General features: G+C 71.6%; 26 protein-coding genes and 1 pseudogene. 13 read left to right on the forward strand and 14 right to left on the reverse strand.

Features of this window, described 5'->3' with window-relative positions; all coding sequences use genetic code 11:
* The first annotated feature begins 285 nt into the window (after positions 1 to 285).
* The 6 genes from gap (at position 286) to C4T42_RS03050 (ending at position 6,273) form a co-directional block, all read left to right on the forward strand.
* Complete coding sequence (gap, locus tag C4T42_RS03025) at positions 286 to 1,290, forward strand: type I glyceraldehyde-3-phosphate dehydrogenase (protein WP_012317185.1); 1,005 nt, start codon at positions 286 to 288, stop codon at positions 1,288 to 1,290.
* Between the two features lie 89 nt (positions 1,291 to 1,379).
* Positions 1,380 to 1,874, forward strand: a complete 495-nt coding sequence (locus C4T42_RS03030; RefSeq protein ID WP_026604681.1) for a hypothetical protein — start codon at positions 1,380 to 1,382, stop codon at positions 1,872 to 1,874.
* Positions 1,875 to 1,908: 34 nt separating this feature from the next.
* Positions 1,909 to 3,111, forward strand: coding sequence for a phosphoglycerate kinase (locus C4T42_RS03035; RefSeq protein ID WP_020091528.1), 1,203 nt, complete (start codon positions 1,909 to 1,911; stop codon positions 3,109 to 3,111).
* Positions 3,112 to 3,488: 377 nt separating this feature from the next.
* The gene (gene fba / locus C4T42_RS03040; RefSeq protein WP_020091526.1) at positions 3,489 to 4,559 is read left to right on the forward strand and encodes a class II fructose-bisphosphate aldolase; all 1,071 of its coding nucleotides are present in this window, start codon (positions 3,489 to 3,491) and stop codon (positions 4,557 to 4,559) included.
* A gap of 20 nt (positions 4,560 to 4,579) precedes the next feature.
* Positions 4,580 to 5,224 carry a thiamine phosphate synthase gene (locus C4T42_RS03045; RefSeq protein ID WP_020091525.1) on the forward strand — a complete coding sequence of 215 codons (645 nt, stop codon included), beginning with the start codon at positions 4,580 to 4,582 and terminating at the stop codon, positions 5,222 to 5,224.
* Complete coding sequence (locus C4T42_RS03050; RefSeq protein ID WP_026604680.1) at positions 5,221 to 6,273, forward strand: tetratricopeptide repeat protein; 1,053 nt, start codon at positions 5,221 to 5,223, stop codon at positions 6,271 to 6,273. Before C4T42_RS03045 ends, C4T42_RS03050 begins: the two co-directional genes overlap by 4 nt.
* A 4-nt stretch (positions 6,274 to 6,277) precedes the next feature.
* Here C4T42_RS03050 and C4T42_RS03055 read toward each other — a convergent pair whose 3' ends face one another.
* The 9 genes and pseudogenes from C4T42_RS03055 to C4T42_RS32695 all read right to left on the reverse strand — a co-directional run bounded on the left by C4T42_RS03055 (position 6,278) and on the right by C4T42_RS32695 (position 13,065).
* Positions 6,278 to 6,718 carry a cupin domain-containing protein gene (locus C4T42_RS03055; RefSeq protein WP_020091523.1) on the reverse strand — a complete coding sequence of 147 codons (441 nt, stop codon included), beginning with the start codon at positions 6,716 to 6,718 and terminating at the stop codon, positions 6,278 to 6,280.
* A pseudogene (locus C4T42_RS03060) lies at positions 6,715 to 7,128 on the reverse strand (carboxymuconolactone decarboxylase family protein). Before C4T42_RS03060 ends, C4T42_RS03055 begins: the two are co-directional and overlap by 4 nt.
* 28 nt (positions 7,129 to 7,156) lie before the next feature.
* The gene (locus C4T42_RS03065) at positions 7,157 to 7,582 is read right to left on the reverse strand and encodes a DUF779 domain-containing protein (RefSeq protein ID WP_026604679.1); all 426 of its coding nucleotides are present in this window, start codon (positions 7,580 to 7,582) and stop codon (positions 7,157 to 7,159) included.
* 162 nt (positions 7,583 to 7,744) lie between these two features.
* On the reverse strand, positions 7,745 to 9,268 hold the full coding sequence (gene adh, locus C4T42_RS03070) for an aldehyde dehydrogenase (RefSeq protein ID WP_020091519.1): 1,524 nt from the start codon (positions 9,266 to 9,268) through the stop codon (positions 7,745 to 7,747).
* Positions 9,269 to 9,576: 308 nt separating this feature from the next.
* A complete protein-coding gene (locus tag C4T42_RS03075; protein WP_020091518.1) occupies positions 9,577 to 9,924 on the reverse strand; it encodes a DUF3325 domain-containing protein in 348 nt (115 codons plus the stop codon).
* The gene (locus tag C4T42_RS03080) at positions 9,921 to 11,414 is read right to left on the reverse strand and encodes a PepSY-associated TM helix domain-containing protein (protein WP_020091517.1); all 1,494 of its coding nucleotides are present in this window, start codon (positions 11,412 to 11,414) and stop codon (positions 9,921 to 9,923) included. The genes C4T42_RS03075 and C4T42_RS03080 overlap by 4 nt, the downstream gene beginning before the upstream one ends.
* 26 nt (positions 11,415 to 11,440) lie before the next feature.
* Positions 11,441 to 11,752: a hypothetical protein gene (locus C4T42_RS03085; protein WP_020091516.1), complete on the reverse strand. Its 312-nt coding sequence runs from the start codon at positions 11,750 to 11,752 to the stop codon at positions 11,441 to 11,443.
* Positions 11,753 to 11,913: 161 nt separating this feature from the next.
* Positions 11,914 to 12,180, reverse strand: coding sequence for a hypothetical protein (locus C4T42_RS03090; protein WP_020091515.1), 267 nt, complete (start codon positions 12,178 to 12,180; stop codon positions 11,914 to 11,916).
* 96 nt (positions 12,181 to 12,276) lie between these two features.
* Positions 12,277 to 13,065, reverse strand: a complete 789-nt coding sequence (locus tag C4T42_RS32695) for a cold shock domain-containing protein (RefSeq protein ID WP_020091514.1) — start codon at positions 13,063 to 13,065, stop codon at positions 12,277 to 12,279.
* A 314-nt stretch (positions 13,066 to 13,379) separates the two neighbouring features.
* Between C4T42_RS32695 and C4T42_RS03100 the strand changes: the two genes are divergently transcribed.
* The 4 genes from C4T42_RS03100 to C4T42_RS03115 all read left to right on the forward strand — a co-directional run bounded on the left by C4T42_RS03100 (position 13,380) and on the right by C4T42_RS03115 (position 16,555).
* A complete protein-coding gene (locus C4T42_RS03100) occupies positions 13,380 to 13,853 on the forward strand; it encodes a response regulator (RefSeq protein WP_012317168.1) in 474 nt (157 codons plus the stop codon).
* A 110-nt stretch (positions 13,854 to 13,963) separates the two neighbouring features.
* Positions 13,964 to 15,046, forward strand: a complete 1,083-nt coding sequence (locus tag C4T42_RS03105; RefSeq protein WP_020091512.1) for a Ppx/GppA phosphatase family protein — start codon at positions 13,964 to 13,966, stop codon at positions 15,044 to 15,046.
* Positions 15,047 to 15,056: 10 nt separating this feature from the next.
* Positions 15,057 to 15,782 (forward strand): RlmE family RNA methyltransferase, encoded by a 726-nt coding sequence (locus tag C4T42_RS03110; RefSeq protein WP_020091511.1) that lies wholly within the window; start codon positions 15,057 to 15,059, stop codon positions 15,780 to 15,782.
* An 11-nt stretch (positions 15,783 to 15,793) separates the two neighbouring features.
* Positions 15,794 to 16,555 (forward strand): hypothetical protein, encoded by a 762-nt coding sequence (locus tag C4T42_RS03115; RefSeq protein ID WP_042671979.1) that lies wholly within the window; start codon positions 15,794 to 15,796, stop codon positions 16,553 to 16,555.
* A 69-nt stretch (positions 16,556 to 16,624) separates the two neighbouring features.
* On the opposite strand, the gene C4T42_RS03120 is transcribed toward C4T42_RS03115, so the two are convergent.
* The 5 genes from C4T42_RS03120 to C4T42_RS03140 all read right to left on the reverse strand — a co-directional run bounded on the left by C4T42_RS03120 (position 16,625) and on the right by C4T42_RS03140 (position 23,984).
* Positions 16,625 to 17,665, reverse strand: a complete 1,041-nt coding sequence (locus C4T42_RS03120) for a DUF4167 domain-containing protein (protein ID WP_091924413.1) — start codon at positions 17,663 to 17,665, stop codon at positions 16,625 to 16,627.
* 420 nt (positions 17,666 to 18,085) lie between these two features.
* Entirely contained in the window at positions 18,086 to 18,985 is a 900-nt protein-coding gene (gene prmC / locus C4T42_RS03125; protein WP_042671976.1) for a peptide chain release factor N(5)-glutamine methyltransferase, read from the reverse strand.
* Positions 18,986 to 18,993: 8 nt separating this feature from the next.
* The gene (gene prfA, locus C4T42_RS03130; RefSeq protein WP_056521837.1) at positions 18,994 to 20,079 is read right to left on the reverse strand and encodes a peptide chain release factor 1; all 1,086 of its coding nucleotides are present in this window, start codon (positions 20,077 to 20,079) and stop codon (positions 18,994 to 18,996) included.
* Positions 20,080 to 20,300: 221 nt separating this feature from the next.
* Complete coding sequence (gene ptsP / locus C4T42_RS03135) at positions 20,301 to 22,562, reverse strand: phosphoenolpyruvate--protein phosphotransferase (RefSeq protein WP_020091506.1); 2,262 nt, start codon at positions 22,560 to 22,562, stop codon at positions 20,301 to 20,303.
* A gap of 186 nt (positions 22,563 to 22,748) precedes the next feature.
* A complete protein-coding gene (locus C4T42_RS03140; protein WP_091924411.1) occupies positions 22,749 to 23,984 on the reverse strand; it encodes an aspartate kinase in 1,236 nt (411 codons plus the stop codon).
* 226 nt (positions 23,985 to 24,210) lie between these two features.
* Between C4T42_RS03140 and ubiG the strand changes: the two genes are divergently transcribed.
* From ubiG to C4T42_RS03155, 3 genes are all read left to right on the forward strand, one after another.
* Entirely contained in the window at positions 24,211 to 24,972 is a 762-nt protein-coding gene (ubiG, locus tag C4T42_RS03145; RefSeq protein WP_042675225.1) for a bifunctional 2-polyprenyl-6-hydroxyphenol methylase/3-demethylubiquinol 3-O-methyltransferase UbiG, read from the forward strand.
* A gap of 46 nt (positions 24,973 to 25,018) precedes the next feature.
* On the forward strand, positions 25,019 to 25,591 hold the full coding sequence (locus C4T42_RS03150; protein WP_042675224.1) for a YbhB/YbcL family Raf kinase inhibitor-like protein: 573 nt from the start codon (positions 25,019 to 25,021) through the stop codon (positions 25,589 to 25,591).
* A gap of 175 nt (positions 25,592 to 25,766) precedes the next feature.
* Positions 25,767 to 26,345 carry a PAS domain-containing protein gene (locus C4T42_RS03155; protein WP_244540678.1) on the forward strand — a complete coding sequence of 193 codons (579 nt, stop codon included), beginning with the start codon at positions 25,767 to 25,769 and terminating at the stop codon, positions 26,343 to 26,345.
* The last annotated feature ends 170 nt before the right edge of the window (positions 26,346 to 26,515 follow it).

Genomic DNA, 26,515 nt, shown 5'->3' on the forward strand with positions numbered 1-26,515 from the left:
GTCGAGGCTCCATGCTAGACAGCCGCGCGATCCCGAGAGGGACCGCGCGAGACATGCCGGAGGGCCGGTCCGCGACAGTTCCGAGGCCTCAGCCAGCACCGTCCGAATTGACGGTCACGGGCGTGGAAGCCCGGCCTCTCCCGGTCCGGTTCATCGCAGGTTCAAACCCGCCCGCCCAGATCCCGCCCGGCCCGGCCCGGACGGTATGGCGGGCCGCCGAGACCGCTCCGCGGACCGCCCCCCTGAGGTCCGGCGCGGCGAGCCGCATCAGGAAGGAGTCACGCCGTGACGAAGGTTGCCATCAACGGGTTCGGGCGCATCGGCCGCAACGTCCTGCGCGCGATCGCGGAAGCCGGCCGCAGCGACATCGAGGTCGTGGCGATCAACGATCTCGGCCCGGTGGAGACCAACGCCCACCTGCTCCGCTACGATTCCGTGCACGGCCGCTTCCCCGGCGAGGTCGCGGTCGACGGCGAGTTCCTCGTGGTCAACGGCAAGCGCATCAAGGTCACGGCCGTGCGCAACCCGGCCGAGCTGCCGCACCGCGACCTCGGCGTCGACATCGCCCTGGAATGCACCGGCATCTTCACCTCGAAGGACAAGGCGAAGGCCCATCTCGACGCCGGCGCCAAGCGCGTTCTCGTCTCGGCCCCGGCCGACGGCGCCGACCTGACGGTGGTCTACGGCGTCAATCACGACAAGCTCACGGGCGAGCACCACGTGGTGTCGAACGCCTCCTGCACCACGAACTGCCTCGCCCCGGTGGCGAAGGTGCTGGACGAGGCCGTCGGCATCGAGCGCGGCTTCATGACCACGATCCACTCCTACACCAACGACCAGCCCTCGCTGGACCAGATGCACAAGGATCTGTACCGGGCCCGCGCCGCGGCGCTCTCGATGATCCCGACCTCGACCGGCGCGGCCAAGGCCGTCGGCCTCGTGCTCCCGGAGCTCAAGGGCAAGCTCGACGGCACCGCGATCCGCGTGCCGACCCCGAACGTCTCGGCGGTCGACCTCGTGTTCACGGCCAAGCGCGCGACCACGGTCCAGGAGATCAACGACGCCATCAAGGCGGCCGCCTCCGGCCCACTCAAGGGCGTCCTCGGCGTCACCGACCGGCCGAACGTCTCGATCGACTTCAACCACGATCCGCACTCGTCGACCTTCCACCTCGACCAGACCAAGGTCATGGACGGCGTGCTGGTGCGCATCCTGACCTGGTACGACAACGAGTGGGGCTTCTCGAACCGCATGGCCGACACGGCCGTGGCGATGGCCAAGCTCATCTGAGCCGGACTTCAGCGGTCGCCGCCTCCCTTGAGGCCGGCGGCCGCACCTCTCTTCGGACGGCCTTTCTTCGAACCAGGGACTCTCCAGGGATGACCGACGCTTCGCAGGGCACGTCGAGCGGGCCGGCTGCCGTGCCGCCCGCCCCCAGGCCGGCTCCGCCGCCGCCCACCACCCAGACCGCACCACCTCCCGTGGCGACCGCCGCGCCCGCCGCCTCCGCGCTCCCGTCCCACGCGCTCCCGGCCAACCAGCTCTTCGATCAGCTCGCGCGCATCGAGGACAAGTGCTCGCGCATCGAGGACAAGTACGCCCGCTCCGAGGCGCTGCTGTCCCGCGTCGAGGACAAGGTCGAGAACGCGGCGAACCGGATGAACGAGTCCGCCCGCCAGTCCGACCTCGCCGCGCTCCGCACGGAGATGCGCGGCCTCGCCGAGCGCACCCGGCGCCTGCCCGGGACCGGCGCCCTCGTCCTCACCGCCGTGATCACCGCCATCCTGACCGTGGTCCTGATGGTCGCCGTCCAGCGGCTCAACCTCGACCGCCTGCTGCCGCAGCGGGCCACCATCGGCACCACCGCGCAGTAACCGCCCCGCCCCGAACAGGACCGCACCAGACCGCATGAGCGCCTTCCGCACCCTCGACGATGCCGGCTCCCTCAAGGGCAAGCGGGTCCTCATGCGCGTCGACCTGAACGTGCCCATGGAGAACGGGCGGGTGACCGACGCGACCCGCATCGAGCGTGTCGCGCCGACGATCCGCGAGGTCGCCGAGCAGGGTGCCAAGGTGATCCTGCTCGCCCATTTCGGCCGCCCGAAGGGCAAGCGCGAGCCGAAGGATTCGCTGGAGCCGGTGGTCCCCGCCCTCGGCGCGGCCCTCGGGCGCAGCGTCGCGTTCGCGGCGGACTGCGTCGGCGACGCGGCCGCGCAGGCGGTGGCGGCCCTGAAGGACGGCGATGTCCTCCTGCTCGAGAACACCCGCTACCACGCGGGCGAGGAGAAGAACGACGCGGCCTTCGCGGACGCCCTGGCGGCGAACGGCGACGTCTACGTCAACGAGGCCTTCTCGGCGGCTCACCGCGCGCACGCCTCCACCGAGGGTCTGGCGCACCGGCTGCCGGCCTACGCGGGCCGCGAGATGCAGGCCGAACTCGACGCGCTGACCAAGGGCCTGGAATCGCCCCAGCGCCCGGTGATCGCGCTGGTCGGCGGTGCCAAGGTCTCCTCAAAGATCGACCTCCTCGAGAACCTCGTCGCCAAGGTCGACATGCTGGTGATCGGCGGCGGCATGGCCAACACCTTCCTGCACGCGCAGGGCAAGGCGGTGGGCAAGTCCCTCTGCGAGAAGGATCTCGCAGAGACCGCCACGCGCATCCTGGCGGCGGCCGAGAAGGCCGGCTGCCGGATCATCCTGCCGGTCGATGCCGTCGCCGCGACCGAATTCAAGGCGCAGGCCCCGCACGAGACCGTGCCGGTCGATGCCGTGCCGGACGCGAGCATGATCCTCGACGCCGGTCCGCGCTCGGTCGCCGAGATCAACGCCGCCATCGACGGGGCAAAGACCCTGGTGTGGAACGGCCCGCTGGGCGCCTTCGAGCTCGCCCCGTTCGACGCCGCGACCGTGGCCGCCGCCAAGCACGCGGCGTCCCGGACCGAGGCCGGCCAGCTCGTCTCGGTGGCGGGCGGCGGCGACACGGTGGCCGCACTCAACCACGCCGGCGTGGCGCAGGACTTCACCTACGTCTCGACCGCCGGCGGTGCCTTCCTCGAGTGGCTGGAAGGCAAGGCCCTCCCGGGCGTCGAGGCGCTGCGGGCGAAGGGCTGAGACGGCCGCCTTGCTCTCCTCCCCCTTCGACCGAGCCCTATCTACGGTACCGGCCTCCATCGGCTGGGGGGCCGAGTCGATCGGTGACGACGTGGCGAACGCGACCTTCGAGATCCTGAAGGGCATCCGGGCGCGTGGCGATGCCGGCTATGGCGGGCGGCTTCGACGCGCGTGTCAGCGCGATCGCGGAGGCCGTCGTAGCCCTGGAGAACCGGTCCGGGTGCCGATCATCCGCCGAAAGAATGCCCTGCGCCGCGTCGGAGATTGACCGAAAGCAAGGCACTCGGCAGAGCGACACGATACAGCTCAGCTGAGGGCCTGACGGCAACTCCAGCGATCGGGCGGACGACGAAACGGGAAACGGGAAGACACGCACGATGGCACGCATCACCCTCCGGCAGCTCCTCGATCACGCCGCTGAGTACGAGTACGGCGTGCCCGCCTTCAACCTGAACAACATGGAGCAGGGGCTCGCCATCATGGCGGCCGCCGACGCCACCGACTCGCCGGTGATCCTCCAGGCGAGCCGCGGCGCCCGCGCGTACGCCAACGACGTCGTGCTCGCGAAGCTGATCGACGGCCTCGTCGAGATCTACCCGCACATCCCGGTCTGCATGCATCTCGACCACGGCAACAACGAAGCCACCTGCGCCACCGCCATTCAGTACGGCTTCACCTCGGTGATGATGGACGGCTCGCTGAAGGCCGACGGCAAGACCCCGGCCGATTACAACTACAACGTCGAGATCACCCGCAACGTCACCAAGATGGCCCATTGGGCCGGCGTCTCGGTCGAGGGCGAGCTGGGCGTGCTCGGCTCGCTGGAGAGCGGCCAGGGCGAGGCCGAGGACGGCCACGGCGCCGAGGGCACCCTCAGCCACGACCAGCTCCTGACCGACCCGGACGAGGCGGTGAAGTTCGTCGAGGCGACCAAGGTGGACGCGCTGGCGGTCGCCATGGGCACGAGCCACGGCGCCTACAAGTTCACCCGCAAGCCCGACGGCGAGGTGCTGGCGATGAACGTGATCGAGGAGATTCACCGCCGCCTGCCGACGACCCACCTCGTCATGCACGGTTCCTCCTCGGTGCCGCAGGACCTACAGGACATCATCAACCAGTACGGCGGCCAGATGAAGCCGACCTGGGGCGTCCCGGTCGAGGAGATCCAGCGCGGCATCAAGCACGGTGTGCGCAAGATCAACATCGACACCGATAACCGCATGGCGATGACCGGCCAGATCCGGAAGGTGCTCACCGAGAACCCCTCCGAGTTCGATCCGCGCAAGTACCTGAAGCCCGCCATGGAGGCGATGACGAAGCTCTGCAAGCAGCGCTTCGAGGAGTTCAACACCGCCGGGAAAGGCTCGAAGCTCCGCCCGATCTCCGTCGCCGAGATGGCCAAGCGCTACGCCAGCGGCGCCCTCGACCCGAAGATCGGCCCGCAGTAGGGCGCGGATTGTCGGCCGCGATGAGCAACAGCGCCCGCCTCGCCCTGCTCGGACCGCACGGTCTCGACGCGGAGGGCATCGCGGACTTCGTGACGGTCCTGAAGGCCGCCTGCGAAGCCGGCGATGTCGCCGCCGTGATCCTGCGGCTCGCCGCCACCGACGAGCGCGGGCTGACGGCCCGCGTCAAGTCGGTCGCCCCGATTGTGCAGGAGCGCGGCGCGGCGCTGGTCGTCGCCTGCCCGGGCTTCGCCGGTGACCTCGCCACGGTGGCGATCCGCGGCGGGGCCGACGGCATCCACGTTGACAAGCCGCGCGACTTGAAGGACCTGCGCGGCCGGCTCCGGGACGGCCGCATTCTCGGCGCGGGCGGCCTCGAGACCAAGCACGGCGCGATGGAGGCCGGCGAGGCCGGCATCGACTACCTGATGTTCGGCGGCCTCTACCCGGACGGCGTCGCGCCCGAGGCGGAGACGGTCCGGGCCCGCGCCGCGTGGTGGGCCGAGATCTTCGAGACGCCCTGCATCGCGGTGGCCGCCGCCGCCGACGAGATCGCGCCGCTCGCCGCGACGGGTGCGGAGTTCGTCGGCCTGGAGAGCGGCCTATGGCTGCAGGATTCGGGCGCGGTCGAGCGGGCCCAGCGCGCCGTCCGGGAGATCGAGGCGTGAGGGGCCGCGACGTTCGCTTGGCGGCTGCTCTCGCCGGGGCCGCGCTGCTGGCGGCGCCGGCCTGGGCGGCCTCGGGGCCGGCCGATCCGGCCCGGACCGCGGCGCCCGGCTCGCTCGGACCCGCGGCGCAGACCGGCAAGGCGTCGATGCCGGAGCTGCCGAGCCCCTACACGCCGAACTACGCGCGGGGCGCCGTGCCGCCGCCGGGGAGCCAGCCGCCGGATTTCGCCTACGGCGCCTACCAGAAGGGCCAGTACGTCACCGCCTTCCGCGAGGCGACGAAGCGCATCGAGGCGAATCCCAAGGACGCCGCCGCCATGACGCTGCTCGGGGAGCTGTACAATCAGGGCCTCGGTGTGAAGCAGGATCCGGTGAAGGCGGCCGACTGGTATCGCCTGGCCGCGGCGCAGAACGACGCCTCCGCCATGGCGTCCCTCGGGTTGATGGCCCTCGACGGCCGCGGCATGCCGAAGGACCCGAAGGGCGGGCGGCGCTGGCTCGAGCAGGCGACGGCCCAAGGTTCGCCGACCGCGGCCTACAATCTCGGCCTGATCCTGATCGGCACCGGCGCGACCGCCGACGAGGCGGCAGCGGCGGCGCAGTTCCGCAAGGCGGCCGACGCCGAGATCGGCCCGGCCCAGCACGACCTCGGCGTGCTCTACCTGCAGGGCCGCGGCGTGCCCAAGGACCCGTCGAAGGCCGCGGAGCTGTTCCGGCGCGGCGCCGACAACGGCGATCTCGCCAGCGAGGTCGAGTACGCGATCCTGCTGTTCAACGGCACCGGCGTCACCAAGGACGAGCGGGCGGCCGCACGGTACTTCCTGCACGCGGCCTCGCGCGGCAACGCCATCGCGCAGAACCGCGTCGCGCGGCTCTACGCCGTGGGTCGCGGCGTCGCCAAGAATCCCGTGGAGGCGGCCGCCTGGAACCTAGCGGCGGCCGGACAGGGCCTGTCCGACGCGTGGCTGGATCAGACCCTCTCCGGTCTCTCGGCCGACGAGCGCACCCGGGCGGAGCGTCTCGCCAACGAGCGGATCGAGCAGCGCTGAGCCGCTAGACCTCGGCCTTCGACCAGTCGACGCCGGCCTCGAGGTGCGGCAGCAGGACGACGCTCTCCTGCTCGTTCGGGTCCGTCCGAGCGATCACCGCGGTGACGGGCTCCGTCTGGCTGCGGTTATAGGGCAGGTGCGGCACGTCGGCGGCGATGTAGACGAACTCGCCGGCGCCCGCGATCGCGTGGTTCTCCAGTCGCTCGCCCCAGAAGCAGCCGGACACGCCCGACAGCACGTAGATCGCCGTCTCGTGGGATTCGTGCTTGTGGGCGTGGGCCCGCTCCCCGGGCGGGATCTCCAGGAGCTGCATGTGCAGCGCCTTCGAATCCACGGACTCGGCCGAGACGGCCGGTCGGTAGATGTGCCCCTGCTTGCCGCGGAACGGCGCACTCTCGTGCACCACCCGGAACCCCTGCTTCTCCGTGCCGGACGCGGAACTCATGGACCTTCCTCCACTCTGAAGGCGGGATCGACGGGGATCTGCATGCCGTTGACCAGCGCGTTCGTCTGGTTGGCCATCCCGACGACCGCCAGGAACTCGCCGTGCTGGGCCTCCGTCAAGCCCTTGGCCCGCGCCGCCGCGGTGTGGGAATGGATGCAATAGGGGCAGCCATTCGCGATCGAGACCGCGATGTAGACCAGTTCCTTGGTCAGCGGATCGAGGGTACCCGGGCCCATGACGATCTTGAGCGTCGACTAGGTCCGCTCCAGCAGTGCCGGATCGTTGGCGAGGCCCCGCCAGAAGTTGTTGACGAAGTCGGATCCGCGGGTGGCCCGGATGTCGGCGAAGACCGCGCGGACGCGCGGGTCGGCCTCGGCCTCGGAATCGGACCAGAGTTTCACGGTCGCCATCGCAGTCCCTTCCTCGAAGCTCGCGCCGTCAGAGCCTGCACGCCTCCTCGAGCGCCCGGTTCTCCGCTTCGGAGAACAGGCGCGAGCGGATGTGGAAGCGCTTCTCCCGCCCGTTCTCCAGCGAGAACATGCCACCGCGGCCCGGCACCACGTCGAGGATCAGGTGCGTGTGCTTCCAGACCTCGAACTGCGACCGGCTGATGTAGAAGTCCGCGCCGCCGACGGTGCCGAGATGGACGTCGCCGTCGCTCACCAGGAAATCGCCGACGGGATAGCACATGGGAGACGAGCCGTCGCAGCAGCCACCCGACTGGTGGAACATGACCGGACCGTACTCGCCCCGCAGCTCGTCGATCAGCGCGAGGGCCGCCGGGGTTGCGGTGACCCGCAGCGGCGTCCCGTCGGCGCCGGCCTGCTCGGCGACATTGGCGTCCACACTCTGCTCCGAACTCATGCGATCCTCCCGGTCGATGCCTGAATATGCGTGCGCGCCGGCCGGTTTCCACTGCTGCGCCCTCCGGAGCGCGGAGTGCATGGTCACCGGGTCCGGGATCGAAAAAGCCCCGGCCTTGCGGCCGGGGCTGAAGTTGTCTCGGGGGTTGACCCGGGAAGAAACTCAGAAGAACCCGAGCTTCTTGGCCGAGTAGCTGACCAGCATGTTCTTGGTCTGCTGGTAGTGATCGAGCATCATCTTGTGGGTCTCGCGGCCGATGCCGGACTGCTTGTAGCCGCCGAAGGCCGCGTGGGCCGGGTAGGCGTGGTAGCAGTTCGTCCAGACGCGGCCGGCCTGGATCGCCCGGCCGAAGCGGTAGGCGCGGGTCCCGTCGCGGGTCCAGACGCCGGCGCCGAGGCCGTAGAGCGTGTCGTTGGCGATGGAGAGCGCCTCGGCATCGTCCTTGAAGGTCGTGACCGACAGGACCGGCCCGAAGATCTCCTCCTGGAAGATGCGCATCTTGTTGTGGCCGCGGAACACGGTCGGCTTCACGTAGAACCCCTCGGCGAACTCGCCGTCCTTGACGTTCCGCTCGCCGCCCGTGAGCAGCTGCGCGCCCTCCTGCCGGCCGATGTCGATGTAGGAGAGGATCTTCTCCATCTGCTCGCCCGAGGCCTGGGCGCCGATCATCGTGGCCGGATCCAGCGGCGAGCCCTGCGTGATCGCCTCGACGCGCTTCACCGCGCGCTCCATGAACCGGTCGTAGATCGACTCGTGCACGAGCGCGCGGCTCGGGCAGGTGCAGACCTCGCCCTGGTTGAGGGCGAACATCGTGAAGCCCTCGAGGGCCTTGTCGAGGAAGTCGTCGTCCTCGTTCGCCACGTCGGCGAAGAAGATGTTCGGCGACTTGCCGCCGAGCTCCAGCGTCACCGGGATCAGGTTCTGCGACGCGTACTGCATGATGAGGCGGCCGGTGGTCGTCTCACCCGTGAAGGCGATCTTGGCGATCCGCGGCGAGGAGGCCAGCGGCTTGCCGGCCTCGAGGCCGAAGCCGTTGACGATGTTCAGCACGCCCGGGGGCAGCAGGTCGCCGACGATCTCGGCCAGCACCAGCACCGAGGCGGGGGTCTGCTCGGCGGGCTTCAGGACCACGCAGTTGCCGGCGGCGAGGGCCGGGGCGAGCTTCCACACCGCCATCAGGATCGGGAAGTTCCACGGGATGATCTGACCGACGACGCCCAGCGGCTCGTGAAAGTGGTAGGCGACCGTGTCGTGGTCGATCTCGGAGATCGAGCCTTCCTGCGCCCGCACGCAGCCGGCGAAGTAGCGGAAATGGTCGATCGCCAGCGGGATGTCCGCGTGGGTCGTCTCGCGGATCGGCTTGCCGTTGTCCCAGGTCTCCGCCAGGGCGAGCAGATCGAGGTTCTCCTCCATCCGGTCGGCCATCTTGAGGAGGATGCGGGCGCGCTCGGCCGGCGCCGTCTGGCCCCAGGCCTCCCGGGCGGCGTGGGCGGCGTCGAGGGCCTTCTCGACGTCCTGGGCGTCGGAGCGAGCGACCTCGCACACCACCTTACCGGTGATCGGCGAGGTGTTCTCGAAGTAGCGACCGGCCGCGGGGGCGACCCACTGCCCGCCGATGAAGTTGTCGTAGCGGGCCGAGAAGGGCGACTTGACCTTCGAGTCGCCGAGGAATTCCGGCTTGTTCATCGCTGTGTTCCCTCCGTGGGCCCCGGCCTCGCGAACCGCGGCTCTTGGGCTTAAGCTGGCGCTCGGGCGACCGAATCTGGGGGCCGCATCCGCTTCCGCTCTGTTCGCAGCCAATGGCTTTTGGCCTGCCGAATCAAGGTGGACTTTTGGCCAGTGCGCGAGTGCGCCGATCCTACGCGCTTCCCGGCATCACCGCGAGCGGGCAAAAGTGCCTCGTCTCCGGCACCGTCCGGCCGGCCGCCGGGCGACGATCGGCCGGACCCGGCGACCGGCCGAATCGATGATGTGCCGAATCGGCGCGCCGTTCCTCAGCCGAGCAGGGCCAGCGGAACGGACGCCGCAGCGAGCGGGAGCGCCGCCAGGGCCGCGTTCCGCAGCCACGTGGGCCGGTACGCGACGATCGCCACCACGGCGAGGGCGGAGCCCGTCAGCGATCCGACCCACTGCACCGGGCCGAAATTCCAGCCCCCCGCCGCGACGGCCGCCGCGAACGAGAGGCCGAGCCCGCACCAGCCCGCCATCCGCAGGCTGCCGACCCGCGCCTTCGGCACGCCGACGCGGTAGGCGGCCCGATGGTGCCGGTCGAGGCTGAGGGCCAGGGCCGCGAAGCCCGAGAAGCTCAGGAGCAGGCTGAGGATCAGCGCGGCGGCTGTCATGCTTCGACCGTCCGGGACAGGGTTACCTTGGCCGGACGGGCCGCGGCCACGCCCCGCCGCGTGGCCAGCCGGGCCGCGAGGCCGAGCGCGAGGCCGACGGCCGCCATGGCGGCGTCGAAGGCGAGGAAGCGCTGCTGGCCGATGAGGATCACGTCCACCAGCGGGATCGCCAGGAAGGCGCAGGCCGGCACCGCCAGGGCGAGCGACCACGCGCGCCGTCGCGGGTACAGGGACGCCGCGAGCGCGGCCACGAGCCAGGCGGCGAAGAAGGCGCGCACCTCCCAGTCCGCCCGGGCCCCGAGCCCGTCGGGCAGCAACCGGTTCGCCAGGAAATACGCGGCGAGGCCCACCGGCAGACCCGCGATGGTGCCGAGGTTGAGGAACCGCACGAGACGCAGGCCGAAACCCTCGGGATCCGCGCCCTTCGGCGCCCGGGCCACGGTCCAGAGCACGAGGCCGCTGGCGACCGTGGCGGCACCCATCACGCCGCAGAGGAAGAACAGGAGGCGCAGGGGGGCGGCGGCGAAATGCGCCTCGTGCAGCCCCACCATCACGGCCCCGGTCCGGGTCGCCGCGCCAGCCTCGCCGACCCGGGCGATCTCCCAACCGGTATCGGCCGCGTAGGCGATCTGCGGGTGCAGGTGCGCGAGCCCGTGCGGCTCCTCGAAATACGCTGTCACGGTGGCGCCGGCGTCGCCCGGCCGCGTTACCAGCACCACCTCGGGCACCTCGCCCCCGGCGGCCGTCGCGCGGGCGACGATCTCGCCGAGCGGCAGCGGCGTGCCGGGGCGCCCGACCGGGGCCGCGCCCGGGATCGCCAGGCCGGCCTCGGCGTAGTAGCGCAGCACGTCGTCGCCGTAGACGGCCTTCATGCCCCAGGGCATCAGCATCGCCGACAGGGTGACGAGGCCCGTGTAGACGATCATCAGGTGGAACGGCAGCGCCAGGACGCCGACCACGTTGTGGGCGTCGAGCCAGCCGCGCTGCGCCGAGCGGTCGCGCCGGAAGGTGAAGAAGTCGGCGAAGATGCGCCGGTGCGTCACGATCCCGGAGATCAGCGCGATCAGCAGGACCATGGCGCAGGCCGAGACGATCCAGCGACCCCAGATCGGCGGCAGGCTCAGCTCGAAGTGGAATCGGTAGAGGAAGTCGCCGCCGCGCGTGTCGCGGATGCGCGCGGGCTCGCCCGTGGCGGGATCGAGGAGCGCGTGGTGGAACGGGCCACCCGGACGCGGCCACCAGTAGACCTCGACGGCCGGGGTCTCGGCATTCGGCAACTTGACCGACCATCCGGCCGCGTCCGGCATGGTCCGGCGCAGGAACGCCCCGGCCCGCGTCGCCGCTGCGGCGGGATCCGGTGCGGTCGCGGACAGTTCGGGCCGCATCCAGTGCGAGATGTCGGTGCGGTAATAGCTGGCGGTGCCGGTGACGAAGATCGCGAACAGCACCCAGCCGACCACGAGGCCGGACCACGTGTGCAGCCACGCCATCGCCTGGCGGACACTCCGCGCCCGGCTCACGCGGCCGCCCCGTGCGCGAAGGCGCCGGCGAGCCACAGGGCACCGGTCAGCAGGAGCGCCGTCAGGCCCAGGACGACGGCCGCCCGGCCGAGCGTGCGGGCCGCGAACACCCAGATCGCCGCCCCCGCCATGATCGCGAAGCTCGCCAGCGTCCCGGCCGAGACCGCCTCGGCCCGCGGGAAGGGAAGAACCAGGGCCAGCAGCGCGCTCGACAGGGCGGCGACCGCGTAACCGCCGAGGATCGCGAGCAGTACCCGGCCGGCGACCGCCGCGCGGTCGGCCAGCGTCGGCATGGCGCGGGCGCTCATGGCGCCATCCCTCGTTCCCGTGAGCCCATGGCGCGACGTACCAGCGGTCCGGGCCGCCGCGCAACGCCTATGTTCCGGAACGATTCCAGTGTGAAAAGAGGCGTTTAGGACGCCGGAAAGCGGCGCGTCCCGAGGTCGGATCCGACGCTCGCAGCCCAGCGCTACGGGCCGGCGGCTCCCGACGCACCGTCGCGGCTCGGCCTGCGGATCGCCACGGCCGCATTCCGCGCGCTCGGCGGCAGATCGGCCCCGGGATCGGGTTTGCTGAACGCCGCGGCCGATCCGGGTGCCGGGCCGACCGCGCGGCCGTCGCGCGCGTGTCCCCAGCCGTAGCCGGCGTTGATCCCCGCGTAGAAGCCCGTGAAGTCCTCCGCTCGCGCAGTTCCCGCGAGCAGCACCAGGGCCGTGGACAGCACAAGGCGGCGCATCGATCGTCCCCGAACGAGAAAGGCGGCGGCCCCGCTCGGAGCCGCCGCCTCATGATCTTCGCGGAACGCGGCGGCAAAGAGACCGCCGCGAATTCCTCAATCTTCGACGTTGATGCTCTGGGCCTCACGACCCTTCTGGCCCTCGACCACGCCGAGCGTGACCTGCTGGCCCTCGGCGAGCGAATCGAGACCGGCGCGGGACAGCGCGGAGCGGTGCACGAACACGTCCTTGCCGCCGTCGTTGACCGAGACGAAGCCGAAGCCCTTGGCGGGATCGTACCACTTCACGGTGCCGCTCATCTCGACCGACGGGCCGCTGGCGAAACGGCCACCGCCGCCACCACCGCCGCCGCCGTAGCCGCCGCCACCGCCGCCGCCGTAACCACCGCGATCGCGGTCGCCGTAGCCGCCGCCGGCCCCGGCGCCGAAGCCGCCGGTGCGCGGACGGAACTCACGCCGGGGCGCGGGCGCCTCGGCCGTGGAGGTGTCGACGCTGGTGACGCTCGTGACCTGCGGGCCCTTCTGACCCTGGGCCGTCGTGACCGTCAGCCGGGTGCCCGGCATCAGATCGTCGTGGCCGGCCGCCTCGACAGCGCGGATGTGGAGGAAGGCATCGCCCGAACCGTCGCCGAGTTCGACGAAGCCGAAGCCCTTCTCCTTGTTGAACCACTTGACCGTCGCATCGCGCTCCGGTCCGGACGCGACGGGAGCCGCGCCACGCGACGGGCCGCGATCGAAACCGCCCCCGCCGAAACCACCGCCGCCACCGCCGAAACCGCCGCCGCCGTATCCGCCGCTGGGGGGAGCCTGATCAGGCCATCTCGGCTCGCCACTCTCGTCGAAGCCGCGCTTCTGCGGCCCTCTGAAATCACGACCACGTCCCATAGAAAGCTCGCAAAAACCGTCCGCCGCCCTTGTCTCGAATACCGCGTGCGCGCCATCCCAGACAGCCCACGCCCCGCACTATCATTACCCCAGGTCGCGGTAACCAAGAATAACGCCCCAGTCCTGACGCAATCGGGCCTTGACCGCAAGGACCTTCTTGGCTCAGAGGCGCCCGTTTCGTTACTTTCTTGCGGCAAACAACGGAGTCCGCCCCCGCTCCCGGGCCGGCCCTTTCTCATTCGAGGGAAGGCGTTAGCGAAACGCAAAGGCTGTCCGGCTAGACTCGGCCCCGCGCCCCGCAGAACCGGCCGGCCATGATCGCGACACCGACTTTCCCCGATCTCTCCGCTCTTGTGGTCGACGAGAGTCTCTACATCCGCCGAATCGTGCGCGACATGCTGATGCGCGTGGGCATCAAGCGTGTGCTGGAGGCGCCGGACGGGGCCGAGGCGCTGGGCGTGCTCGCCGAGAGCAAGCCCGACATCAGCATCATCGACTGGGACCTGTCGATCCTGTCGGGCGAGGAGTTCATCCGGCTCGCGCGGACCCCGACCACCTCCCCCTGCCCCACGATCCCGATCATCCTGATGCTGGCCCAGCCCCGCCGGAACGTGGTCGACCGGGCGGTAGCGCTCGGCGTCAACGAGATCATCGCCAAGCCGTTCTCGCCCAAGACCCTGTGGTCGCGGCTGGACGAGGTGATCAACCGGCCCCGCCCCTACTCGCAGGTGAAGAGCCTCCTGCGGCCGATCCCGCGCCGGGCCAGCGCGATGAAGGCCGTCGCCTGAGCGCGACCGCGATGGGGCGTTGCAGTTCCCCGCCGAGCCTGTAGGGTCGCAGTTCAACAGAGTCCGAGCGCGCTGCTCAGGGCCGACCCGAAGGATCGACGGCCGCGCCGATGAGGGACGAGACCGCCGCGGCCGCGCCGTCCCGAATCCAGACCGGCGCGGTGCCGCTCCAGACGCAAGCCCCCGTGCCGGGCCGCGAGCGCCGCCGCGCCGCCTACGCGGCGCTCGACCTCGGCACCAACAATTGCCGCCTGCTGGTCGCGGAGCCGACCTTCAGCGGCTTCCGCGTGATCGACGCGTTCTCGCGGATCGTGCGCCTCGGCGAGGGCCTCGGCACGTCCGACCGCCTGAGCGAGGCGGCGATCGAGCGGACCGTGGAGGCCCTGCGGATCTGCCGGGCCAAGATGCAGGCCCGCGGGGTGCAGCGGGCCAAGATCATCGCCACGGAGGCCTGCCGCCTCGCGGTGAACGGCGCCGCCTTCGTGGAGCGCGTCCGCCGCGGCGTCGGCCTCGACCTCGAGATCGTCGACCGGCAGACGGAGGCGTATCTCGCGGTCACCGGCTGCGCGGCGCTCGCGGACCCGCTGGCCGAATCGGTCATCATCTTCGACATCGGCGGCGGCTCGACCGAGATCGCGTGGCTGGACGGGGCGGCCGCCAACCCGTCGACCGACCCGACGCTGCGGATCCGGGCCTGGGATTCGCTGCCGGTCGGCGTGGTCACGCTCGCCGAGCGCCACGGCGGCGCCGAGGTCACCCGGCGCATGTTCGAGGGCATGGTCGAGGAGGTGGCCGAGAAGCTCTCGGCATTCGCGCTCCGCGCCGCGCCCGCGGCGACGGCGCCGCATTTTCACCTGCTCGGCACCTCCGGGACCGTGACGACCATCGCGGCGATGCATCTGCGGCTCGCCCGCTACGAGCGGCGGCGCGTGGACGGATTGTGGATGAGCGACGACGCGGTCTCGACCGCGATCGACGACCTGCTCGACACGCGCCTGGAGCAGCGCGCCGACAACCCCTGCATCGGCCGCGACCGCGCCGATCTCGTGCTCGCGGGCTGCGCGATCCTCGAGGCGATTCGCAGGGCGTTCCCCTCGGAGCGCCTGCGCATCGCCGATCGCGGCCTGCGCGAAGGATTGCTGATGAACATGATGCGCGAGGACGGGGTCTGGAACCGGAAGGCGGTCCGATGAGGGCGGCGCGATGAGCGACCGGCGCGGCGGCGCGAGTTCCGGCGGCGGTGTCCGAGGCGAACTGAAGCAGCGGGTGAAGACCGGCCGCGGACGGACCCTGTCCCAGAAGCGCTGGCTCGAGCGCCAGCTCAACGATCCCTACGTGGCCCGCGCCAAGCGCGAGGGCTACCGGTCGCGGGCGGCCTACAAGCTCCTGGAGATCGACGAGCGCTACAAGCTCCTGCGGCCCGGCCAGAAGATCGTGGACCTCGGCGCCGCGCCGGGGGGCTGGTCGCAGGTGGCCGCGCGGGTGGTCGGGCCGACGGGCCGCGTCGTGGGCATCGATCTCCTGGAGATCGAGCCGATGGCCGGGGTCGAGTTCATCACCCTGGACTTCCTCGATCCCGAGGCGCCTGACCGGCTGACCGGCATGCTCGGCGGCCCCGCCGACCTCGTCATGTCCGACATGGCCGCCAACGCCACCGGCCACAAGAAGACCGACCACCTGCGGATCATCGGCCTCGCCGAGACGGCGGCGGAGTTCGCCCGCGAGATCCTGGGCCCCGGGGGCGCCTACCTCGCCAAGGTGCTCCAGGGCGGCACCGAGGGCGCGCTGCTCACCGACCTGAAGCGCGACTTCGCCACGGTCCGGCACGTCAAGCCCGCCGCGAGCCGGGCCGATTCGAGCGAGCTCTACGTCCTGGCGACCGGCTACCGGGGCGCGCCGGGCCGGGCGGCGTCCGCCGACGAGGGCTGAGCCGCCCGGCGATGCTCCTCGCCTGGACCCTGTCCGTCCTCAACCCGGCGCCGCTTCCCCTGCGCCGGCTCGGCTATGTCCGCCAGAGCGGCCTGCTCCACGCCCGCTCGCGCCGCTGCCGGGCGGCCTGGGCGCCGCACCTCGCGCGGGCCCGGTCCGTGATCGCGGCGGCGGCCGAAGCGACCCGGCAGCGCCGGCACGCGGTGGTGCTGGGCTCGGGCCTGCTCGACGACGTGCCGCTCGACGCCCTCGCCCGCCTGTTCGACCGGGTCAGCCTCGTGGACGCCGTCCATCCCTGGCCAGCGCGCCTCGCCGCCCGCCGCGTCCCGAACGTCGCGCTGGCGACCGCGGAGATCAGCGCCGGTCTCGCGGGGGCCTGGGCCGACCTCTGCGCGGACGCCGACCTGATCGTCTCGGCGAATCTGCTGTCGCAGATCCCGCTCCTCCCGATCGAGGCCCACGAGACCCGGGGCCGCGAGGCCCCCCCGCGACTCGGCGCGCACCTCGTCGAGACCCACCTGGCGGCGCTCGACGCGCTCGCCGGGCGCGTCGAGCGCGTCTGCCTGATCACCGACACGGTGCAGCGCGAGGAGGACCGGGCGGGCCGGACCGTCAACAGCGCCGACCTGCTGTTCGGGATCACGCTGCCGCCCGCGCCGGAAGCCTGGGACTGGGAGATCGCGCCGTTCGGCGAGATCGGCCGGCGTCGCCGCCTGATCCACCGCATGCACGCCTACCCGGACTGGAAGGCCGCGCGGCGGTCTGCGCGCTGAGCCGCAAATGAAGAAGGCCGCCCCGGTTCCCCGGAACGGCCTCGCTTCGACGTCATCCGCGATGTCGGATCACTCGGTCGGCACGTCCGCCGCCGGCGTGGTGGCGCCGCCCTCGTCAGCGGCGCTCTCGAAGCGCGGGCGCCGACGGCGGCGGGGCTTGGCGGCCGGAGCCTCGTCGGCCGCCGCCTCGGGCTCGGGAGCGCTCGACGGCTCGACCGCGGGCGCGGGGCGCGCGGGCGCCATCAGGAAAGCCGGCAGGCCCGTGGGCTCCTCGGCCTCCGCGGCGGGCGCGGCCTCGCGGCGGCGCTCGCGGCGCGGTGCGGCCTCGGCGCGGGGCGCCCGCTCCGGGCGAGCCTCGGGACGGGCCTCGGCGCGCGGGGCATCGCCGCGCCCGTTCTCGTAGCGGCCCTGGTCGCCGCGATTGTCCTGACGGTTGTCCGGACGCGCGTCCTGGCGGCCATCCTGCCGATTGTCCGGACGGTCCTGGCGATCCGGCCGGCCCTCGTGCCGCTCCTGGCGGTAGTCCGGACGGCCGTAATCCTGGCGGTCCTGACGATCCTGCCGGTTCTCTTGGCGATAATCCTGCCGCTGGTAGTCCTGGCGCTGATAATCCTGACGCGGCTGGTCCTGGCGCCGGTAGTCCTGACGGCCGTTGTTGTCGAACCGGCGCTGGTCGCGGTTCTGAAACCGGTCGCGGCCCTGGCGGCCGTCCTGATTCCCCTCCGGACGGCTCTCGTAGGGCTGCGGCTGCTGGCCGGGATCGTTGTCGTCGTAGCCGTTATAGGCGTGACCGTTCTGCGACCCGCCATTGCCCTGGGCGTCGTCGTCGCCCTCGTCCATGTCGTCGTCGTAGGGACGACTGGCATAGCCACCGGTGTTAGCCGGTCGATTCTGGTCCTGCGCACCGGAGACAATACGGAAGTAGTGCTCGCCGTGCTGAAAGTAGTTTTCGGCGGCGACCGGATCGCCGGCGGCAAGGGCATCCCGCGCGAGTTGCGCGTACTTGTCGGCGATGTGCTGCGCGGTGCCGCGGATTTTGACGTCGGGACCGTTGGATTCGTAGGAGCGCGTCAGCGGATTCGGACCCTTCGGCCGGTTCCGGCCGCGCATCCGTCGATTCTGGTTTGGTCTCATCGGTCTGTTATGACCCTCGTTCACGCAAACGACTGTCTACGGAGGCGCCCGGGCGGATCTCGTGGCGCGAACCGGCCAAGCGCATCCGGCGGCGCCGCGCGTGGGACCGCTCTTCGGTCCGCGCGTCTGCCTGACCACCCTTCGAACCGGGCGCCCGGTGAAGGCCGCCGATCCTCAGTCGATTGTCAGGTTCGAATGTGTCGTCCCGCCGCGCTGGCACCGGCGCGTTCTGGTTCGACGGGTTAGGGGGATCAGCGAACCAATCGGCGACCCATGGTCACCACCGACCTTACAGCCGTCCGTCTTAACGGACGGTTCGCGATCTTCAAGCCGACTCTAGCGTTCCCCGGTTGATGCAACAAGCAATTTTTCGGTGCCGGGATGGTCGACCCAGACTTAGGCATCCCTGTGGCCGGATAAAAGACCCTCCGGCCGGTCGAAACACAGGACTCGGTCATGACCGGCAAGATCGCGGGTCAGCCCGCGCTCGCGATAGCCGGCGGCGCGCGCGAGCTCCGTGACGGCCGCCGCCTGATCGTAGCCGATCTCGAGCACGAGCAGGCCGCCCGGGGCGAGACGCGCGCCCGCGCCGTCCAGGATCCGCCGGTAGGCGTCGAGTCCGTCGGTGCCGCCGTCGAGGGCGGCCTCCGGGTCGTGGCCGCGGACCTCGCGCGCCAGGGACGCGATCACGGCGCGGGCGATGTAGGGCGGATTCGAGACCACGAGGTCGAAGCGGCCGCGCAGGGCGTCGCACCAGTCGCCGGCGACGAAGCGCGCCCGGTCGTCGACGGCGTTCAAGACGGCGTTGTCCCGGGCGACGTGCAGGGCGCCCTCGGAGCGGTCGAGCCCGACGCCGGTGGCCCGCGGCCGCTCGGACAGGAGGGCCGTCAGGATGCAGCCCGTCCCGGTCCCGAGGTCCAGGCAGCGGAGCGGCGCGGCGCGCTCGGGCCGCGCCGCCAGCGCGACCTCGACCAGGATCTCCGTGTCCGGGCGCGGCACGAGCGTGTCGGGGCCCAGCCGGAACGGCAGGCCCCAGAACTCCCAGGCGCCGAGGATGCGGGCGACCGGCTCGCCGGCGAGCCGCCGGGCCAGCGCCGCCGCGAGGGCGGCCGCACCCGCCGCGCCGACGCGGCGATCTCCCTCGATCAGCAGGTCGCGGGTCTCCAGGCCGAGGAGGCCGAGCAGCAGGAACCGGGCGTCGCCCGCCGCCTCGGCGACGCCACCGGCGTGCAGGCGCGCCGTCAGCGCGCGCAGCGCCTCGCGGCGGGTCATGTCCTGCATCACGTCCGGCGTCACGGCGCGGATCAGGCCATGCCCTCGGCGGCCAGCAATTCCGCCTGGTGCTCGGTGATGAGGGCGTCCACCACCTCGTCGAGGGCGGTCCCGGCCATCACCTCCTCGAGCTTGTAGAGGGTCAGGTTGATCCGGTGGTCGGTCACGCGGCCCTGCGGGAAGTTGTAGGTCCGGATCCGCTCGCTGCGGTCGCCGGAGCCGACCTGCGCCTTGCGGTCGGCCGCCCGGGCCGAATCCTTGGCGCTGCGCTCGGCGTCGTAGAGCCGCGCCCGCAGGAGCGCCATGGCACGGGCCCGGTTCTTGTGCTGCGACCGCTCCTCCTGGACGAAGACCACGATGCCGGTCGGGAGGTGCGTGATCCGGATCGCCGATTCCGTCTTGTTGACGTGCTGGCCGCCCGCGCCCTGGGCCCGCATCGTGTCGATCTTCAGGTCCGCGTCGTTGACGTGGATGTCGACCTCCTCGGCCTCCGGGAGCACCGCGACGGTGGCGGCGGAGGTGTGGATCCGGCCCTGCGTCTCGGTATCGGGCACACGCTGGACGCGGTGGGCGCCGCTCTCGAACTTGAGCCGGGCGAACACGCCCCGGCCCTTCACCTCGGCCACGACCTCGCGGAAGCCGCCGACCGTGCCCTCGCTCTCGGAGATCACCTCGACCCGCCATCCTTTCGACTCGGCGTACTTCGCGTACATCCGGAACAGGTCGCCGGCGAACAGCGCGGCCTCGTCGCCGCCGGTCCCGGCGCGGACCTCCAGGATCGCGCTCTTCTCGTCGGCGGCATCCTTGGGCAGGAGCAGCAGCTGGAGGTCCCGGTGGGCGGCCTCGAGCGCCTCCTGCGCCTCCGGCTTCTCCTCGGCGGCGAGGGCCCGCATCTCCGGATCCGTGCCGGGCTCGTCGATCAGGGCCTCGACGCCCGCGAGGTTCTCCAGGGCGGCGCGGTAGGCGCGGATCGCCGCCACGACCGGGTCGAGGTCGGACAGCTCGCGGGAGAGCTGGACCACCGTCTCGGGATCGATCTCGCCGGAGGCGAGCTGCGCGGTGACGATGTCGTGCCGCGCCAGGATGGCGTCGAGGCGCTCGGTGGGAAAGGGGATCATCGCCCGTGTTTCTGCAGGTCTGCGCGTGCGGTTCCGGGCCGGGCGCGCGTCTCGTCCTGCGGGACGGAGCTGCGTGGCTTGGAGGGTGTAGGACCCGGCAGGACGTCCCCCAAATCCACGCCTCGTCCGTCCGAGAGCGGAAGCCGCGGCGCGTCGACCGAAATCGTCGTGGCGTTGCCGTACAACCCCGGCCGAATGTTCGGCAAGGGTCGCGTTCGCGCTTAGATAGGGATGCCGTGCGCGTGCGCGAAGGCCGTCAGCGCCGGGCGCAGGGAATCGCCGTCGTGCATCCGCGCCATCTCGGCGTCGATCAGCGCGGCGATCGCGGCCGCGTCAAGGCTCAGCACCATCGCCTTGACCGGGCCGATGGCGGCGGGCGACATCGACAGCTGTCGGTAGCCGAGGCCGATCAGCGCCATGGCGTCGAGGGGCCGGCCGCCGATCTCGCCGCACACCGTCACCGGGCAGGAGGCCGCGTTGGCCCGCTCGGCGATCAGGCGGAACGCGCGCAGCGCCGCGACGCTCAGCGGATCGAACCGGTCGGCGACCCGCCGGTTCTCGCGGTCCACCGCGAACAGGAACTGCATCAGGTCGTTCGAGCCGACCGAGAGGAAGTCGGCCTCCTTGGCGATCTCGTCGATCTGGAACAGGAGCGACGGCACCTCGATCATCGCGCCGAGGCGGCAATCGGTCGGGAGCCGGTAGCCGTGGCGCTTGAGGTAGGCCTTCTCGCGCTCGACGATGCCGCGGGCGCGCACGAACTCGTCCACCGTGGCGACCATCGGGAACATGATCTTGAGCGGGTCGCCGTCGGCGGCCTTCAGGAGGGCGCGCAGCTGCATGCGCAGCAGCGCCGGCCGGTCGAGGCCGATGCGGATCGCCCGCCAGCCCAGCGCCGGGTTCTCCTCCTCGAGCTTGGCCATGTAGGGCAGGATCTTGTCGCCGCCGATGTCGAGGGTGCGGACCGTGACGGACTTGCCGGCCGAGGCCGCGAAGACCTTGCGGTACAGCTCCTCCTGCTCGGCCGCCGACGGCATGCGCTGCGCCACCATGAACTGCAGTTCGGTGCGGAACAGGCCGACGCCCTCGGCCCCCGTCTCCTGCAGGTGGCTGAAGTCCACCAGCAGGCCGGCGTTGAGGTGCAGGCCGACGCGCACGCCGTCGCGGGTCTGGGCCGGGACGTCGCGCAGCGCCCTGTACTGCTCCTGCCGGCGGGCGCGCAGGCGCACCATTTCGGCGTAGGCGGCCTCGACCTCGGGACCGGGCCGGACATGGATCTCGCCGGCCACGCCGTCGACGATGATCGCGTCGCCGGCGTCGCACAGGGCGGTGGCGTTCTCGACCTCGCCCACAGCCGGGATGCCGAGCGCCCGGGCGACGATGGCGACGTGGCTGGTCGGACCGCCCTCTTCCAGGACGATTCCGCGCAGGGTCGAGGCCTCGTAGTCCAGGAGCGCCGCCGGCCCCATGGTGCGCGCCACCAGGATGGCGTTCTCGGGCAGCACGAGGGCGCCGGCCGCCTCGGGGCCGATGAGCGTGCGCAGGACGCGGTTGGCGAGGTCGTCGAGATCGTGCAGCCGCTCGCGCAGGTACGGATCCGATTGCCGCATCATCCGGGCGCGGTTGTCCGACTGGACCCGCTCGACCGCGGCCTCCGCGGTCAGGCCCGAGCCCACGGCCTCGCGCATCCGGCGGAGCCAGCCCTTGTCGTGGGCGAACATCCGGACGGTCTCGAGCACTTCGCGGGACTCCGCCGTGCCGATCCGGTCGCCGCGCTCCACCAGGGCGTCGATCGCCGAGCGGACCTCCTCGATCGCCGCGTCGAGGCGCGCGACCTCGCGCTCGACGTTCTCGGCGATCAGCGTCTTCACGACGACGCGGGGCTCGTGCAGCACCACGTAACCGAGGCCGATGCCGTCCGCGAGGGCGATGCCCCGGGCCAGGACCGGGCGGCGGGCCGCGGTGCCGGCGTCCGGCGCGAGCCCCTCCAGCTCGCCCGACGCGATCATCTCCGAGAGCACCATGGCGGTGGTCTGGAGCGCCTCGATCTCCTCCTCGGAGTAGACGCGGTAAGTCTTGTTCTGGACCGTCAGGACGCCGAGCGTGTTGCCGGCGCGCAGGAGCGGGACGCCCAGGAAGGCGTGGTAGGCCTCCTCGCCCGTCTCAGGCCGGTACGAGAAGGCCGGGTGGTTCTGGGCGTCCGAGAGCGAGAGCGGCTCCGCCGTGCGCGCGATGAGGCCGACGAGGCCCTCGTCGGTGCGCATGCGGGTCTGGTGCACCGCCTCGCGGTTCAGACCTTCCGTGGCGAACAGCTCGAGGGTGTTGTCGTCGCGCAGCACGTAGACCGAGCAGACCTCGGCCACCACGTTGGCGGCGATCAGGACGACGATGCGGTCGAGGCGCGCCTGGGGGCTGACCGGCTCCGCCATCGCTTCGCGGAGGCGGCGCAGCAGCAGGCGCGGGCCTCCGGGCGCAGCGGGCATCGGTTCGTCGTTCCAGCGTCGGTGAGCGGCCTTGGCGTCGACCACCCTGCAACCTTGGCGCCAGACCCGGGACGGCCGGCGCCGGATGGACCGGGTCGCTGGTCCCAGAGGCGTTCTGGGATCGGCGGATCGGCCCGTGACTGTTCAGTTCACACCACGCGCCCCGCTCGAACCCGCGTCCCAGGCTCAGGCCTGATCCAGGCCGTATAGCGAGTGAAGCGTGCGCACGGCAAGCTCCGTATAGGCGGCGTCGATCAGCACGGAGAACTTGATCTCCGAGGTGGTGATCGCGCGGATGTTGATGCCCTTCTCGGCGAGCGCCCGGAACGCCTTGGCGGCGACGCCCGCGTGGCTGCGCATCCCGACGCCGATCGCCGAGACCTTCACCACGTCGGTGGCGCCCTCGATCTGCGCGTAGCCGATCTGCGCGCGGGCCTCGTCGAGGATCTTGCGGGCCCGCTCGTACTCGGCGGACGGCACCGTGAAGGTCATGTCGGTGGTCGACTGGTCGCCCGACACGGTCTGGATGATCATGTCCACGTTGATGTTGGCATCCGCCAGCGGTCCGAAGATCGCGGCGGCGACGCCCGGGCTGTCCTTGACCTTGCGCAGGGTGATCTGCGCCTCGTCCCGGGAGAAGGCGATCCCGGTGATGATCTGCTGTTCCACGATGTCGTCCTCGTCGCAGATGAGGGTGCCCGGGCGCGCGGCGTCCGGCGGATCGAAGGAGGACCGGACCGTGGTCGGCACCCGGTGGACCATGGCGAGCTCCACCGAGCGGACCTGCAGCACCTTGGCGCCCAGCGAGGCCATCTCCAGCATCTCCTCGAAGGTGACCCGCTCCATGCGACGGGCCTTCGGGACGATGCGCGGATCGGTGGTGTAGACGCCGTCGACGTCCGTGTAGATGTCGCAGCGCTCGGCCCCGATCGCGGCCGCCACGGCCACCGCGGAGGTGTCGGAGCCGCCGCGGCCCAGCGTCGTCACCCGGCCGGTCTCGTCGTGGACGCCCTGGAAGCCGGCGATGACCGCGACCTCGCCCTTGGCGAAGCCCGCCTCGAGATTCTTCGGGTCGATGTCGGCGATGCGGGCCGAGCCGTGCGCGTCCGACGTCACGACCGGGACCTGCCAGCCCTGCCAGGAGCGGGCCTTGAGCCCGTCCTTCTGCAGGGCGATCGCCAGGAGGCCGGCGGTGACGAGCTCGCCGGACGCCACGACGGCGTCGTACTCGCGCGGATCGTAGATCGGGTTCGCGTCCTTGACCCAGTCGACCAGTTCGTTGGTCTTGCCCGACATGGCGGACACGATGACGGCGACGTCGTAGCCGGCCGCCACCTCGCGGGCGACGTGGCGCGCCACGTTGCGGATGCGGTCGACGTTGGCGACGGAGGTGCCGCCGAATTTCATCACCAGACGGGGCATGGTCTCTCGGTCGCGGGTTCCCGGTGGCGATTGGACGGGCCGCTGCAGCCCCGTCCGGACGGTGCCCGGCGGGTACAAGCGGCCCGGAGGAGTGTCAACAACCGGCCAAGCATGGCGCCCGCGCGCCGCGGCGACTTCCGGGCGATCGCCGTGCTAGAGCGCGGGCACGAAGCAGGCACGACGCCGCGCGCTGGATCCCACCCGCCGGCATGAGGACGGAACACGCATGGACAGGTCAGCCACGGACCGGGTCACGGAAGGGTTCGTCGACCGCGGCGAGGTCGCGCGCTTCGACGCGCTCGCCGCCACGTGGTGGGACGAGACCGGCCCGATGCGCGTCCTGCACCGGTTCAATCCGGTGCGGCTCACCTACATCCGCGACGCCCTCTGCCGCAGGTTCGGCCGCGACCCGAAGGCGCCCTTCCCCCTCGACGGGCTGACGATCTGCGACGTCGGCTGCGGCGGCGGCGTGCTCTCGGAGCCGCTAGCCCGGCTCGGCGCCCGGGTGACCGGCCTCGACCCGGCCGAGCAGAACGTCGCGGTGGCCCGGGCCCACGCCGAGTCGGCCGGGGTGCCGGTGGATTACCGCGGACAGACCATCGAGGCGGTGGTCGCCGGCGGCGAGAGCTTCGACGCGGTGCTGATCATGGAGGTCGTCGAGCACGTCTCCGACATGCCGGCCTTCGTGCGGACCGCCTGCGCGGCGGTGAAGCCCGGCGGAATGCTGTTCGGGGCCACCCTCAACCGCACGCTGCGCTCCTTCGCGCTCGCCATCGTCGGGGCCGAGTACGTGCTCGGCTGGCTGCCGCGCGGCACGCACGACTGGGAGAAGTTCGTGACGCCGGACGAGCTCGCCCGCGCGATCCGGGCCGGCGGCCTCGACGTCACCGACACGGTCGGCGTCGTCTACAACCCGCTGACGGACGGGTGGCGCACCAGCCGCGACAAGGCGGTGAACTACATGGTCGCGGCCGAGCGGTCGGCGTGAACGGGCCGCCTCCTCCGCCGTTGCCATCGCGGCGGAGGAGGCGGCGATGCTCGAGAAGATTCCCGGTGTGCTCGGCGAGGCGCTGTCGGGGCTGAAGGCGGGCCTGGAGAAGACGACGTCCCGCGCGGACTTCCCCGACGTGCCCGAGACCGTGACGCTGTCGAGCCCGGCCTTCGCCGACGGGGCGGACCTGCCCGCGCGCTTCACGGCCGACGGCGCGGGCGTGTCGCCGCCCCTCGCCTGGAGCGGGCTGCCGGCGGGTACCGCCGCCCTCGTCCTCCTCGTGGAGGATGCGGGCAGCCCGACGCCCCGGCCGCTGGTCCATCTCATCGCCTGGTCGGTCCCGCCGGAGCCCGCCGGTCTGCCGGAGGGCGCGCTGCCGGGGCCCGGCCACGCGGGCACCTTGGAGGCCGTGGGCCGGAACAGCTTCCTGCGCGCGGAGTGGCTGCCGCCGGACCCGCCCACCGGCCACGGGCCTCACCCGTACCTCTTCCAGATCTACGCGCTGCGTCAGCCCCTCGCCCTCGCCGAGGCGCCGGGTCGCGGCGCGCTGATCGAGGCCATGCGCGGTCAGGTCCTCGCGAAGGGGATATTGACCGGCGTTTACCATCGTCCCTGATCCGACCGATACCGGTGCGATACAGCTCAGCCCTGCAGAACTCGCGCGTTGTGCCGCATTCGTGATCTCAGTATTGTGTCGACCAACGAAGCGGTCTGGGCAGACCGCCTGAAAATGGCTGGAGATCGAGCCTGTGGGCGTCGGCGTGCGCACGAAGCGGCGGGGCGGCAGCAGTGTGGCGCGCGCGCTCGCTGTGTCGGATGTCGGGACTTGGACCTGGCACATCGCCGACGATGTTCTGCGGTGCGACCCCGTCGCCGCGACGATGCTGGGCCTGCCCAGGACGAGAAGCGGCAGCGGCACGACCTTCGGAAGCTTCCTGGACCGCATCCACCCGGAGGATCAGCGTCGGATCGCGTCGACCCTCGATGACCTCCGCCGGCAGGGCGGCCTGTACATCGCGCAGTACCGGACCGTCCCGGAGCCGGGCGAGGTCCGGTGGATCCTCGCGCGCGGCCGCTTCATCCTCGACGCGCAGGGCGGCGTCAGCGAGGCCCACGGGATCGTCATCGACGTGACCGAGTGCGGCCGCGACGGCTTCCTCGACGAATCCGCCTTCTGCGCGACCGACGTGGCGGCCGGCGGCATCGACCGGGTCGCCGAGATGGCCCTGGCCCTCTACAACGCCGCCGAGGACGGCCTGCCCCAGCCGGGGTTCGAGCGCCTGAAGCCGCTGCTCGACGTGCTGCTGCACGAGATCGGCCGGCAGCTCGTGCTGGCACCGGCGGTGCCGGATCTCGACAGGGTTCACTGAGCCGCCCCCCCTCCGCTCGATGCCCGGCGCGCCTTGCCTTCCGGGGGCGAATCCTGATATGGCCGCGCCATCCCGCGATGCGTGAGCCGTGATCGCCGGACGCGACCCCGCGTCCAGCCTCGTGACCACGTTCCCGACACCCTACACAACGGACGGCCCTCCGGGCTCGA

This window comes from Methylobacterium sp. 190mf, assembly GCF_900107945.1.
Taxonomy (GTDB): Bacteria; Pseudomonadota; Alphaproteobacteria; order Rhizobiales; family Beijerinckiaceae; genus Methylobacterium.